Origin of the sequence: Rhizobium sp. BT03, from assembly GCF_030053155.1 — a bacterium.
GTDB lineage: Bacteria > Pseudomonadota > Alphaproteobacteria > Rhizobiales > Rhizobiaceae > Rhizobium.
Genome location: NZ_CP125644.1, coordinates 37,587 through 50,963, shown reverse-complemented (window position 1 = coordinate 50,963; position 13,377 = coordinate 37,587). Strand labels below are relative to the sequence as shown.

10 protein-coding genes and 2 pseudogenes are annotated in these 13,377 nt (G+C 62.4%); 4 read left to right on the top strand and 8 right to left on the bottom strand.

The genetic code is table 11. The features are described from left to right. Nucleotides 1-52 precede the first annotated feature (52 nt). Both QMO80_RS29760 and QMO80_RS29755 read right to left on the bottom strand, forming a co-directional pair. The gene (locus tag QMO80_RS29760; protein WP_283200343.1) at nt 53-1,426 is read right to left on the bottom strand and encodes an ISNCY family transposase; all 1,374 of its coding nucleotides are present in this window, start codon (nt 1,424-1,426) and stop codon (nt 53-55) included. A 152-nt stretch (nt 1,427-1,578) separates the two neighbouring features. Beyond that, nucleotides 1,579-1,746: pseudogene (locus QMO80_RS29755) on the bottom strand (type II toxin-antitoxin system VapC family toxin); the annotation flags it as partial. Between QMO80_RS29755 and QMO80_RS29750 the strand changes: the two are divergent. Then, a pseudogene (locus QMO80_RS29750) lies at nt 1,737-2,412 on the top strand (substrate-binding domain-containing protein); the annotation flags it as partial. The pseudogenes QMO80_RS29755 and QMO80_RS29750 sit on opposite strands and share 10 nt — an antisense overlap. 63 nt (nt 2,413-2,475) lie before the next feature. On the opposite strand, the gene QMO80_RS29745 reads toward QMO80_RS29750, so the two are convergent. After that, complete coding sequence (locus QMO80_RS29745; RefSeq protein ID WP_283201435.1) at nt 2,476-3,390, bottom strand: LysR family transcriptional regulator; 915 nt, start codon at nt 3,388-3,390, stop codon at nt 2,476-2,478. 118 nt (nt 3,391-3,508) lie between these two features. Between QMO80_RS29745 and QMO80_RS29740 the strand changes: the two genes are divergently transcribed. Together QMO80_RS29740 and QMO80_RS29735 are read left to right on the top strand one after the other, a co-directional pair. Beyond that, entirely contained in the window at nt 3,509-4,582 is a 1,074-nt protein-coding gene (locus QMO80_RS29740; protein ID WP_283201434.1) for a tartrate dehydrogenase, read from the top strand. Between the two features lie 166 nt (nt 4,583-4,748). Further along, complete coding sequence (locus QMO80_RS29735; RefSeq protein ID WP_003577877.1) at nt 4,749-5,225, top strand: Lrp/AsnC family transcriptional regulator; 477 nt, start codon at nt 4,749-4,751, stop codon at nt 5,223-5,225. A gap of 121 nt (nt 5,226-5,346) precedes the next feature. Here the strand turns inward: QMO80_RS29735 and QMO80_RS29730 are convergent, their stop codons facing one another. After that, nucleotides 5,347-6,723, bottom strand: coding sequence for an aspartate aminotransferase family protein (locus tag QMO80_RS29730; protein ID WP_283201433.1), 1,377 nt, complete (start codon nt 6,721-6,723; stop codon nt 5,347-5,349). A 13-nt stretch (nt 6,724-6,736) separates the two neighbouring features. Next, nucleotides 6,737-7,570 carry a GNAT family N-acetyltransferase gene (locus QMO80_RS29725; RefSeq protein WP_283201432.1) on the bottom strand — a complete coding sequence of 278 codons (834 nt, stop codon included), beginning with the start codon at nt 7,568-7,570 and terminating at the stop codon, nt 6,737-6,739. Nucleotides 7,571-7,977: 407 nt separating this feature from the next. Between QMO80_RS29725 and QMO80_RS29720 the strand changes: the two genes are divergently transcribed. Then, nucleotides 7,978-8,646: a haloacid dehalogenase type II gene (locus tag QMO80_RS29720; RefSeq protein WP_283201431.1), complete on the top strand. Its 669-nt coding sequence runs from the start codon at nt 7,978-7,980 to the stop codon at nt 8,644-8,646. A gap of 164 nt (nt 8,647-8,810) precedes the next feature. Here QMO80_RS29720 and QMO80_RS29715 read toward each other — a convergent pair whose 3' ends face one another. The 3 genes from QMO80_RS29715 to QMO80_RS29705 form a co-directional block, all read right to left on the bottom strand. Further along, on the bottom strand, nt 8,811-10,268 hold the full coding sequence (locus QMO80_RS29715; protein WP_283201430.1) for an NAD-dependent succinate-semialdehyde dehydrogenase: 1,458 nt from the start codon (nt 10,266-10,268) through the stop codon (nt 8,811-8,813). Between the two features lie 222 nt (nt 10,269-10,490). Continuing rightward, nucleotides 10,491-11,801 (bottom strand): FAD-binding oxidoreductase, encoded by a 1,311-nt coding sequence (locus QMO80_RS29710; RefSeq protein WP_283201429.1) that lies wholly within the window; start codon nt 11,799-11,801, stop codon nt 10,491-10,493. Nucleotides 11,802-11,828: 27 nt separating this feature from the next. After that, nucleotides 11,829-13,283, bottom strand: a complete 1,455-nt coding sequence (locus QMO80_RS29705) for an aldehyde dehydrogenase family protein (RefSeq protein ID WP_283201428.1) — start codon at nt 13,281-13,283, stop codon at nt 11,829-11,831. Nucleotides 13,284-13,377 lie beyond the last annotated feature (94 nt).

The window sequence follows — 13,377 nt, the reverse complement described above, 5'->3', positions numbered from 1 at the left end:
GGCGGGTTTGTGGCACCATCGGCTTTAGCTTTAAGACGATGCGATCGACGCCTCACTCGGCAGCATCGCGCTTTGCCAGCGCAGCTTTATGGCGTTCGATGACGGCCGGATCGTTCGTAAAATCCTTCCGTCGCCCCGGACCGTGAGCACGTCGCACATAGCCGTTCTTCTCGCTGTTGGTCATCACCACCGGCTTCGACGGCTGCTCCTGACGCTCCTTGATATAAGTCAGAACGTCGCCGAGCCGTTTGTTCTCGGTGATCGCCGCATGCGTCACCCGCTGGTCCTTGTCGAAGGTTTTGTAGGGCAGGGAATGTCCCTTCCATCGTACATCGAGGCGGCCATCGGCATAGGCATAGGTCTCGACATAGCGGCCGGCCAATCCGCGCGTCACGTCGCTCTCCTCCAGCATGATCCGCTTACGCTCGAACGAAAACGTCAGCTGCGACCCGACATAGCGCTGCTCGCGTTTGCACAGGATCTCCTTCAACCGATCCGGTGCAAGATTTACCGGCCGGTGCAGGTCATCGGATCGGGCAGGGACAATCGCAAACCGCCCATTGTAGTCCACCATGAAGCCCGGCAGAAACGCATTGCCTGCCTCCATGGTGTCGATGCCTGCCAGTCGCAATTCCTTGACCAGACGATCCTGCAGCGTCCGGTTCATCCGCTCGACACGGCCTTTGGCCTGGCTGGAGTTTGCACAGAGAATCTCGATATTTAGCTCCGAGAGTGCCCGTCCGAACTGGGTCATGCCCTGACCACCCTTGGCCTCCTTCTTCGTCACCCGGAAGACCGAGTGCTTGTCGGAATAAAAGGCGATCGGCGCCCCGTGCTGCTTCAGATAAAGCTCAAGTGCGTCGAAATAGCTGAAGGCGCTTTCCGAGCGCACGAACCGCAACTGCATCAACCGGCCCGTCGCATCGTCGACAAACACCAGGAGCGAGCACGGATCTCCACGATCCTCGAACCAGCGATGCTCGGACCCGTCGATCTGCACCAGCTCGCCATAGGCTTCGCGCCGCAAGCGCGGCTGATGAAACGTCCGCCGCTGCTTGCGTGACAGCCACAATCCGGCCTGCGTCATCCAGCCGCGCAACGTCTCGCGCGACACACGCAATCCATCGCGCTCGGCAAGCTTCTCGGCCGCCAGCGTCGGACCGAAATCCGCATAACGTTCACGAACCAGCGTCACCGCATAATCGCGAACACCATCGCTGATCCGGTTGTTCGACGGCCGGCCGATCGCCTTGTGGCGGATCGATGCCGCACCGGTCGTTCTGATGCGATCCAACAGCCGCCGCACCTGGCGCTCGCTGAGAGCAAGCACATGTGACGCCGACACCATCGTCATCCGCCCGTCGGCAACCTTCGACAAAACCTCGATCCGCTGCAGGTCACGCTCGCTCATCGCAATCAGTCCCATCCGCTTGTCTCCCGCGCCATCAAACGCGGGGAGAGTGACATTCCAACTTTGCAGAAACAGGACACTTCAACTTTGCGGCTACAGGCTAACATTTCATAACCTAAATTATGGAACTTGTCGCTGACGATGGACTCGAGTCGTGTTGGTCGCATTCAATCTAACCAGTTCTCGACCTGCAAAGCGCGCACGCGCACGAACTCTCCCATGTTCGCCGTTACCAGAACTGCTCCAACGGCATATGCATGCGCGGCAATGAAGAGGTCATTCGGACCGATAGGTTTGCCATTGGTCTCTAGTTCCGCCCGGATGAGACCATACTGCGTTGATCAACGCCGGTCAGCACCAGTTCGACGCCGCCATTCTGTTCGGAACCGCCTTTCGTGAGGAAACGCTGGGTAGTCAACGGATTGGCCCCGGTTTCCCGCCGATGTTCGTCCTCGCACAGCCAAATCCCCGGCGTTCCCCACGTCGCCTGCAATGCCGAACTGGCTCTGGGGGAAATTGTAAATTACCTGTTCGAGAAAGGGTATCGCCGTCCGGGCTTCATGACGGGAGGAAAGACCCTGTCGACTGCGCTCGGCCGACGACATCACTATATGCAATTCTGGCAGCGGAAGGGCGTCGATGGCGTCGTCGAGATGACTGCTGAGCGCTACAGCGCCGAGGCCGGTGCCAAGGTGGGGCGCGCCTATCTGAGCGCCACTTCCCCCTCCCCGCGCATCGATGTGCTGATGCGCGAGAACGACATTCTGGCGCTCGGAGCGATGGATGTGGCCCGCAGCGAATTCGGGCTTCGCGTGCCAGATGATCTGGCGATCGTCGGCTTCGACAATATCGAACTCGGCGCCGCTCCCGCCTATCACCTGACTTCTTACCAACAGCCTGCCGATGAGATGATCGACACCATGGTGGCAATGATCACGGGCAAGCGCGAAGCCGAAACAATTATTCTGCCCGGGCGCCTTATGCAGAGATCATCGGCGTGAAATGCTCAAAGCCGGCGAGCTTTCAATGGCGTTCGACGCAGGCGCGATCGAGAACCGGCGTGCTCAGGCCGGTGCCGAATATCTCTCGAGATTCCGCCTCAGGAGATCAAGCAGCGCATCCCGCTCCGGATCGCGGACGGCTTTCATCCAGGCCACAGCCAGCGGCAGTTTCGGCGTCGTCTGCCCTGCCCTCTCCTGCACCGGCAGAAAGCGAACGCCGGCGGAAGCAAGCGAGGATGTCCATCGTGGGACGACGGCGAGGCCGAGACCGGCGGCGACCATGCTGACGATGGTTTGTTTTTCATCGGCGACCTGGGTGATATCGGGGTGCAGGCCGGCTGCTGCAAACAGGTTCATCGTCAAATCATAGCTGTGGGGCCTGGATCGTCTGTCCGGGACGATCAGCGGCGCGTTCGCCAGATCGAGGACAGAGACGCTCTTATGGTCGGCGAGTTCATGAGCGGCCGGGACTGCCACGACGGTCGTCTCGGAAAACAGATCCTCGACCGCAAGGTGACTGCTCATTCCCGGACGCGGCCTGATGAACGCCAGATCCAACCCTCCGGCCAGCAGTTTGGGCACGAGCCGAATGGATTTGTCCTCCGTCAGCTGAGTTTTGACATCGGGCGCGATTGCTCGAAAGTCGTGGATCAGTGTCGGAAGGAGGCCGGCGGCGGCGCTGTCGATCGCGCCGATCCGAAGGACGCGGCTGCGCCGCTGCTGCTTGGCGCGAAATTTTTGACCGAGTTCATCGAGCCGGGCGAGAAGCGGCCTGACCTCTTCCAGAAGCGCCACGCCATCCTCGGTCAACGAGACGCTCCGGGTCGTGCGGCTCAGCAGCTGACTTCCGAGCGAGGCTTCCAGCAAGCGCACATGACGCCCGAGCGATGCCGGAAGCAAGCCGACCCTTTGCGCCGCCCTTCCGAAGTGAAGCTCCTCGGCAACGGCGACGAAGCATCTCAACTGCTCCAGCTCCACACTCCAGCCTCCTATTATATCTATATTTTATATAATTCTTTTGCCGTTGAGTAAACCGAGAGCCCGGCACTAGGCTTCAACAGAACGCGGAGGCCGCATCGGGCACTGGAGCAAATCAATGCGTGAATATTCTATCGCAGCCATCCCCGCCGACGGGATCGGACCCGAGGTCATAGCCGCCGGGCGAACGGTGCTCGCAAGTCTGGAAAAACGTCTAGGCGACATAAAGTTCGCCGTCGAAAACTTCGACTGGGGTTCAGACTACTACAAAAGGAACGGCGTGATGATGCCGTCCGACGGGCTTGAGCAGTTGAAGAAATTCGACGCGATTTATTTCGGCGCCGTCGGCGCGCCGGATGTTCCCGACCACATCACCCTCTGGGGGCTCAGGCTGCCGATCTGCCAGGGTTTTGACCAATATGCCAATGTCCGGCCGATCAAGATCCTTCCAGGCATCACCCCTCCGCTGCGCAACTGCGGCGTCGGCGATCTCGACTGGGTGATCGTCCGGGAGAATTCCGAAGGCGAATATTCCGGCCATGGTGGTCGCGCCCATCGCGGCCTGCCCGAGGAAGTCGGGACCGAGGTTGCGATCTTCACACGCGTCGGCGTCACCCGCATCATGCGCTACGCCTTCAAGCTCGCGCAGGCGCGGCCGCGCAAACTGCTGACGGTCGTCACCAAATCTAACGCTCAGCGCCACGGCATGGTCTTGTGGGACGAGATCGCCGCCGAGGTGGCTCAAGAGTTTCCTGACGTCACCTGGGACAAGATGCTGGTCGACGCCATGACGGTGCGGATGACGCTGAAACCTGAGAGTCTCGACACGATCGTCGCGACCAACCTGCATGCCGACATCCTCTCCGACCTTGCCGGCGCGCTCGCCGGCAGCATCGGGGTCGCGCCCACGGCGAATATCGACCCGCAGCGCCGTTTTCCCTCGATGTTCGAACCGATCCATGGCTCGGCCTTCGACATTGCCGGCAAGGGCATCGCCAACCCTGTCGCGACCTTCTGGACCGCCGCGCAGATGCTCGACCATCTCGGCGAGCAGGAGGCCTCGGCCCGTCTCATGCGCGCCGTCGAAGCGGTGACCGGCGCGGGCATCCTCACGCCCGATGTCGGCGGCACCGCCACGACCAAAGAAGTCACGGACGCGGTCTGCGACGCGATCCATTCCTCCAATGTCTAGTCGCCGGCGGACGGCATAAAATGCTGTTTGAGGCCGAGCCGCATCCCGTTCCTCCCTGTAAAACCCCGCGAAACGCGATCGACTCGCGTCTTCAATGTGGTAGTGTTGGGAAGGTAGCGGCACAATATGCTGCGGCGTTGGCAGGTTCGACAGGCGGAGTGAAGCAATGAAACTCGACCGGATCGATATAAAAATTCTGCATGAGTTGCAGAAGAATGGCCGCGTCACCAATGTCGAGCTCGCCGAGCTCGTCAACCTGTCGCCGAGCCCTTGCCTGATGCGGGTGAAGAAGCTGCAGTCCGAAGGGTATATCGAGGGCTATTCCGCACAGATCAACGTCGCCAAACTCGGCCAGACGCTGACCGTTTTCACGGAGATCACCCTCAAGAACCATCGGCAGATCGATTTTGCCCGGTTTTTGACCACGGTCGAGAAGATCGACCAGGTGATCGAATGCCATCTCGTCTCCGGCGGCTACGACTATCTCCTGAAATTCGTGACGGCCGGCATCGGCGAATACCAGACGATCATGGAGCGGCTCTCCGACATGGAGATCGGCATCGACAAGTATTTCAGCTTCGTCGTCCTGAAGTCACCGATCGTCAAATCGCACATGCCATTGACGAGCCTGTTTCCGCTTTAGGTTTGGTGGCCGGCCCTGTCGGGCAGGTGGCCGCGGCAGGGGCCGGATGGGGCCGCACCAGCTCCAGGAGGTGGTGCGGCACAACTTATCACAATGCAGATGAAGCCGCGGCCGGTCGCGCTCAGCCCTTCAGGGCCGCGCGTACATCGGGGTCGGCCAGAGTATCGTCCAGCGTTTTGCGCGTGCGCTCGATGATGGCGTCGATGTCGGCGTCGGTGCAGCAGAGCGGCGGCGCATAGCCGAGCACGCCATTGGCGAAGGCACGGATGACCAGGCCGTTTTCCCAGGCGCGGTCGAAGACCCGGCGCGCCGGATCGGCGGCTGACGGCAACGGCGTCTTCTTTTCCTTGTCGACCACCAGTTCGATGGCGGCCAACATGCCGCGGCCGCGCACGTCGCCGACAAGCGGATGGTCCTTGAGGCTTTCAAGCCCTTGCATCAGCCGTGCACCGGCTTTCCGGCCGTTCTCCAGGAGGCCGGTTTCGTAAAGGTTCAGCACTTCGAGACCGACGGCTGCGCTGACGGGATGGGCCGAATAGGTATAACCGTGGCCGACGGCTGCGCCTCCGGCGCCATCCGCGATGGCCTGGTAGACATGATCGGCCATGAAAACCGCGCCCATCGGCACATAGCCCGAGGTCAGACCCTTTGCGGTGGTGATGAAATCAGGAACGATTCCGTCGTCCTCGCATGCAAAGAGCGGGCCGGTGCGGCCGAAAGCGGTAATTACTTCGTCGGCGACAAAGAGGATTCCGAGCTCGCCGCAGAGCGCCCGCATCGCCTTCATCCAGCCCTTCGGCGGCACCAGTACACCGCCCGAACCCTGAATGGGTTCGGCATAGAAGGCGGCGACGCGTTCGGGGCCGATCTCTTCAACCTTGCGCCGCAGTGCGGCGAGGGAGGCATTGATGATGGCCTGCGGATCCTCCCCTACCGGGTTGCGGTAGGCGTAGTGCGAGGGAATCTTATGCTGCCAGTCGAAGGGAATGCCGAAGCCGGCGTGGAACAGCGGAAGCGCCGTCAGTCCTGCTCCGACAGTCGATGAACCGTGATAGCCTTGCTCGATGGAGATGAACTGGTCGCGCTGCGGCTGCCCGCGGGCGATCCAGTAATAGCGGATGAACCGGATCGTGCTGTCGACGGCATCGGATCCGCCCAAGGTGAAGTAAACATGGTTGAGATCGCCCGGCGCCCGTTCGGCCAATGCCGCGGCAAGCCGGATCGCCGGTTCCGAACCGAGACCGAAATAAGTGGTGGCATAGGGCAGTTCGCGCATCTGCCGCGCCGCCGCCTCGACGATCGATTCATGACCGTAACCGGCATTGACGCACCACAGGCCGGCAAAGCCGTCGACCAACTGCTTGCCCGAAGCATCGGTCACCGTCGCCCCTTTTGCCGAAGCGAGCACACGCACACCGAGCTTTTCATGGTTGCGGTAGGAGGCGACGGGGTGGACGAGATGGGCGCGGTCGAGTTCGACAAGGGAATTGCTGTACATAATGCTCTCCGGATCAGCCGAGTGCCTGGTTGGCGAGGGCGAAGATGGTGGCGACGGAATCGACGGCTAGGATCGATGGCTTCATCATGGCGATGCCGCCGCCGACATGGGCGAAGCCTTGTTCGGCCAGCCAGCCGGACAGGCCGGCGGCAGTCGTGGTATCGACCCTGAGGAACGCGCCGGGGCGCCGTGCGATGAAATGCGTGACGAGCGCCTTGGCGTCATCCACGTTGCCCGCAATGACGGGGCCGATGACCTCGCCCCGGCCGAAGCTGCGAAGGACCGCAAAACCGCTGACGCGTCCATTGCGGCGGACCACGGCGAGTTCACCGACCTTGGCGAGATATGCGATCAGATCGGTGCGATCGGCGCCGAAGGCCTGTCGATCGAGTTCGGTGATTGCCGAGAAATCGGTCATGGCGGCGGCTGACGTTGCCGTCGGCGCGGCGCGTTCTGCTGCGATGCCTTGATGCTGCAGAATGCGGCCGGTCTGGCGGAAGCCGAGCTTCTCGTAGAGGGGAAGGCCGTCGGCGGTCGCGACAAGCCGGAGCGGGCGATCGCCGGCAAGCTCCATTGCGGCATGCATGAGCCTGCGGCCAAGACCGCGGCCGCGCATGGCTTCATCGACGATGACCATGTTGATCGTGGCGCAATCTTGCTTGTAGGGGGTGACGAGCACGGTGCCGACCACCCTATCGTCCTCGATGGCGACGACGCCCTCGCTCAAGGCAAGCGCCATCTTCCAGTCCTCAGGCCGGTGGGGCCAGCCCGCCTGCCGCGACAGGTTGAGGGCGGCACCCAGGTGTTCGCTGCCGAAAGCGGCAAAGTCGATCTGGCTTGTCTGCATGACACTTCCCTTATTCTCCTGAGTGGAAGTGTGAAGGAGTGCGGGTTGGCTAATCATCTGAAGGCTGCGCCCTGAGCAGTATCTTATCGTTTTCCCTTTGTCGCCCGCCGCATCTTATGCTGGCATGCGGGCGTCACCGGGCGGATCGCGAGCAACATCCGCTGCACGTCGGCAAGCAGGGTGAGTGAGTGGCGGGCCGATCAAATCAACAAGTATCATAGAGGGCGACATAGCCATCCGCGCCGTCGTTCAGCCACCGCCAGCGAGCGGGGCACCTACTACCATCTGCCAAAGCCGCCTTTCGATACGGAATAATCTGCTTCGATCGCAGCTACATTCAGGCGAGCCGCGGGGTGGGCCGCGTCTATCATGACTGCGCCCCGGTCCACACTCCAAAGGATATGTCCATGACCCTCTCGCGTCCGAAATACATCACCTTCGACTGCTACGGCACGCTGACCAACTTCCAGATGGCGGAAGCGGCGCGCGACCTTTACAGCGATCAGCTCGACGAGCCGCGCATGGCCGAGTTCGTCCGCAACTTCGCCGCCTATCGCCTCGACGAGGTTCTGGGCGACTGGAAGCCCTATGCCGAGGTCGTTCACAATTCGATCGAGCGCAGCTGCAAACGCAACGGCATCAAGTTCAGGGAGGAAGACGCCCGCACGGTCTATGAGCGCGTGCCGACCTGGGGTCCGCATGCGGATGTGCCGGCCGGCCTTGCGAAGGTCGCCAAGGAGATCCCGCTGGTGATCCTGTCGAACGCCATGAATTCGCAGATCATGTCGAATGTCGAAAAGCTCGGCGCGCCCTTCCATGCGGTCTACACGGCCGAACAGGCGCAGGCCTACAAGCCGCGCCTGCAGGCCTTCGAATATATGTTCGATATGCTCGGCTGCGCCCCCGAGGATGTCGTGCACTGCTCCTCGTCATTCCGCTATGACCATATGTCGGCCAACGATATCGGCATCAAGAACAAGGTGTGGGTCAACCGCCGCCATGAACCCGCCAACCCGTTCTACGGTTATGTCGAGATCGCCGACATTTCCGGCCTGCCGGGCGTTTTCGGTCTCTGAACCGAACGAGCAAAAGCGCGGGCGTTTTCGCCCGCGCTTTTTTTGAAATGGTCGGCCATGCTCACGGACCGATCGAAGCCGAAGGATTGCCAACGCCCGTGTGTCGCGATGGCTGCAAAAAAATGGCGCACCGCGTGCGCCACATTGCTGTAGTCGCTTCAGGCTCAGCTCAGCCCGCCGATGTGGAAGCTCTTCATCTCGAGATATTCCTCGATGCCAGCCTGCGCCCCCTCGCGCCCGAGGCCGGACTGCTTGACGCCGCCGAAGGGCGCGACTTCGGTGGAGATCGCGCCGGTGTTGAGCCCGATCATGCCGAACTCGAGGGCTTCGCCGACTCGCCAGGAGCGCTTCAGGTTTTCGGTGTAGAAATAGGCAGCCAGACCGAAGGGCGTGCCGTTGGCGATTGCAATCGCCTCGTCTTCCGTTTCGAAGCGGAACAGCGGAGCAACCGGGCCGAAGGTTTCTTCGCTGGCAAGCAGCATATCGGTCGTCGCGCCGGTCAGCACCATCGGCGCGGCGTATTGCGAGCCCGCTGCCACCGAGCCGCCCCGTGCGGCGATCTTGGCGCCCTTGGCCATGGCGTCGTCGACATGGCGGGTGATCTTCTCGATCGCCGCCATGTTGATCATCGGGCCGATGACATTGCCGGGTTCCGTTCCCGGACCGACCTTCATGGCGTTGACGCGGGCGCCGAGCTTTTCGGCGAAGGCATCATAGACCCCGGCCTGCACCAGGATGCGGTTGGCGCAGACGCAGGTCTGGCCGCCGTTGCGGAACTTGGAGAGGATTGCGCCCTCGACCGCCAGATCGAGATCGGCGTCGTCGAAGACGATGAACGGCGCATTGCCGCCGAGTTCGAGCGAGAGCCGCTTGACGCTGTCGGCGGCTCCCCGCATCAGCAGCGAGCCGATCCGGGTCGAGCCGGTGAAGGAGATCTTTCGCACCGTCGCGTTTTCCATGAACTCGCTGCCGATCTCCGTCGGCATGCCGGTGACGATGTTGATTACCCCTGCCGGAATGCCGGCACGCTCGGCAAGGACACCCATGGCGAGCGCCGAGTAGGGGGTGAACTCCGAAGGCTTGACGACAACCGTGCAGCCGGCCGCCAGAGCGGGCGCCACCTTCCGGGTGATCATCGCGATCGGGAAATTCCAGGGTGTCACGATGGCGCAGACGCCGACCGCTTCCTTGAGCACGACGATGCGGCGATCCGGCGTCGGCGAGGGAATGGTGTGGCCGCCGATACGGCGGGCCTCTTCGGCAAACCATTTGACGAAGGAAGCGCCGTAACGGACCTCGGCGCGCGATTCATCGAGAGGCTTGCCCTGTTCAAGCGTGATGAGCAGCGCGAGATCTTCGCAATTTTCGATCATCAGCGCATGCCAGCGCTCGAGCAGAACCGCACGCTCGGCATGCGTCCGCTTCTTCCACAGGCTGAAAGCGGCCTGGGCTGCATCGATCGCCGCGCGGGTCTCGGCAGTTCCCATGTCCGGAACGATGCCGAGGCTTACCTGAGTGGCTGGATTGACGACGTTCACCGTCTTGCCCGAGGCCGCCCTCGACCAGATCCCGTCGATCAGGCCGGCCTGCTGGAAAAGGTCTTTGTCTTTCAACTCAAGCATATCGTTTCCTCTCTGACCATCAGTCTGGGCCGAGCTTACCGAAACAGGACAAGCAGCATGCATCGACCGTGGCTGCCGGCGCGGTGGAAAATAACGTTTTAAGCGGTATGGCAGTCGTCTTCGGCTGTTGCCCGGAGATTGGCGAAGCGCTGTGGCGAGCCATGAATTCGGCACTCGTCCAGCAAGGCTGAATGCCGGAAGATATTCCTCCGGCAGGGCTATTCAGCGGCTGGCGCGGCAAAGCGCGATGCGATCCTGCATCCGATAGGTCTGGATGACGGCCGGCATGAACCAGGGATTGCCGCGATAGAGCGGAATCGAGGCCGGTGGCCGGAAATCGAAGGCGGTGCGCGCGTCCGCATTCTGCCCCAGCAGCTTGTGCGCCGCACGCGTGCCGATCCACGGCGCCCAGACCACGCCGGAACCGCAGAAGCCGGTGGCATAGACCACGCCGTCCTTTTCGAAGATCCGTGGCAGCATATCGCGGTGCATCGCGACATTGCCGAACCAGGTGTGCGACAGGCGGACGTTCTCCAGCTCCGGGAACAGCTTTACCAGCCCCTTGCGCAGGAAGAGCTTCGGCCCGTCCGGATCGCCGGCGTGGGAACTGTCGCGTCCGCCCAACAGAATGCGTTTGCCGTCCGGCGTCGGGCGGAAATAGAATCCCAGCTGGCGGCCCTCGATCAGCATCATCTGCTTCGGCATCAGCCGCGCCATGACCTCGGGCGCGAGTTCCTCGGTGACGATGATGCGGCTGCGAACCGGCACCAGCCGGCGGCGCAGAAAGGGAACCGCGCTGTCGGTGTAACCGTCCGTGCAGACCAGAACCTGCCGCGCCTGTACGCTGCCGGCCGATGTCGTGACTCGGAACCCGGCGCCGTCCTTCTCTATCGACGTCACCCGCGTCCCGGAATGGACCGTCAGCCCTGCAGCGAGCGCAACGCGGAGAAGTTCGGCATGGAACTTGGCGGGGTGCAGGCCGCCAATGTCCATTCGCACCATGCCGCCGCGGTAGAAATCGGTGTCTATATAATTGCGCTGCTCGCTATAGGGCACCGCATAGGATTCGATGCCGAGCCGCTTCGCCAGCAGCTCGGCGCTGCGGGCTGTTTTTTCATATTGCTCGAAGCCGATCACGCCTTTGAACTGCCCGACCAGCCGGAAGTCGCAGTCCAGCCCTTCGGTTCTGATGAAATCATAGAGGAATTCGCGTGCGGTCTTGCCCTCGGCCTCGATCGCGATCGCCTTGTCCTCTCCGAAGCGCCGGGTGATCGTGGCATAGTCCGGCCGGATGCTGCCGCTGGTGATGCCGCCGTTGCGCGACGAAGCGCCCTCGCCCGGGTTCATCGCATCGAAGGCTGCGACCGAACGGCCGGCGCGCGCCAGCACCAGCCCGGCCGAGAGGCCGGCATAACCGGCGCCGACGATCGCCACGTCGACCATCTTGGCCAATGGCTGCCGGGGCAGTGCTCTGACGGGCGCCGCTTCCCACCAATAGGGCGTGTTTTTGTCTGCGATTGCGGGCTTTTCCATCTCACTCGCTCTGCATTTGTTATTTCCTCAGAAGTAGCCGAGGATGGATTTGACCTCGAGGTATTCCAGCATGCCCTCAATGCCGAATTCGCGTCCGTTTCCAGATTGCTTGAAGCCGCCAAAAGGCGCGTGCGGATCCCAGGCCGGATAGTTGAGATGCACTTGACCGCAGCGGATCCGTGACGCGACGTCCTTGACGACGTCTATATTCTTGCCCTGCACATGCGCCCCCAGGCCGTAGACGGTATGGTTGGCGATGGCGATGGCTTCCTCCACCGTGTCGTAAGGAATGAGGCAGAGAACCGGGCCGAAGATTTCCTCCTGGGCGATGCGCATATCCGTGCGCACCTCCGAGAAAATCGTCGGTTTGACGTAGAACCCGGCATTCAGCCCGGCCGGGCGACCCTCGCCGCCGGTGACGAGCGTCGCGCCTTCCGCAATCCCGACGCCGATCATGGTCTGGATCCGGTCGAACTGGGCGCGGTTGGCGATCGCACCATGCGTGCTGGCTTTTGAGAGGGGATCGCCGACCGTAATCTCATCTGCGGCTCTCCTGGCGATGGACTCGATCTCGGAGAGCATCGCGCGCGGCACGATCATACGCGTCGGCGCACTGCATGATTGGCCGAGATTGCGGAAGGCAGCCGCTATGCCCATGGAAACGGCACGATCGAGATCGGCGTCCGGCAGGATCACGTTCGGCGACTTGCCGCCAAGCTCCTGCGCGACACGCTTGACGGTCGGCGCGGCTGCCTGGGCCACCGCAACACCGGCACGGGTGGAGCCGGTAATGGAAATCATGTCGACATCAGGATGGGACGCGAGCGCCGAACCGACGCACGGGCCGTCGCCGTTGACGAGGTTGAAGACGCCGTTGGGGAAGCCGGCTTCCTCGATCGTCTCGGCAAACAGCAGCGCGTCGAGAGGCGAAAGCTCGCTGGGCTTCAGCACGACCGTGCAGCCTGCGGCGAGCGCCGGCGAGACTTTGGCGGTGATCTGGTAGAGCGGCCAGTTCCACGGGGTGATCAGCGCGCAGACACCGATCGGTTCGTGGGCGACGGCGGTGCGGCCGCGCTGTCTGACGAAGGGGAAGGTTTCGAGGACATCGCGGGCGACCGTGACATGGGCGATCGCCAGCGGCACCTGCGCGCTGCGCGCATATCCGATCGCCGCGCCCATTTCGAGGCTCAGGCACTGCGCGAACAGTTCGCTGCGCGCTTCGAGCAGCGTCTGCAGGCGGTCGAGCAGAGCCGCGCGGTATTCCGGCGTGGTCCGGCTCCAGGTGGCGAAGGCCCGCCGGGCGGCGGAAACCGCGGCATCGACATCCTCACCGTTTCCGAGCGCAAAATGGGCGACCGTTTCTTCCGTGGCAGGATTGACCACGACGCCCTTGGCGCTGCCCCTGGGTTCGAGCCATTGACCGTCGATGAAGAACGTGTCCAGACGACCGTTGCGGGACAGATGTTCGAGAGGTGTGATCATTGCAAAGTCCTTCATGCGGCAAGAGGCGCGGAGGATCGGCAGGAAAACAGGGGCGGCGGTCCTGCGCGAGGCTGTCGAAGCCGCAGGGCGCGCG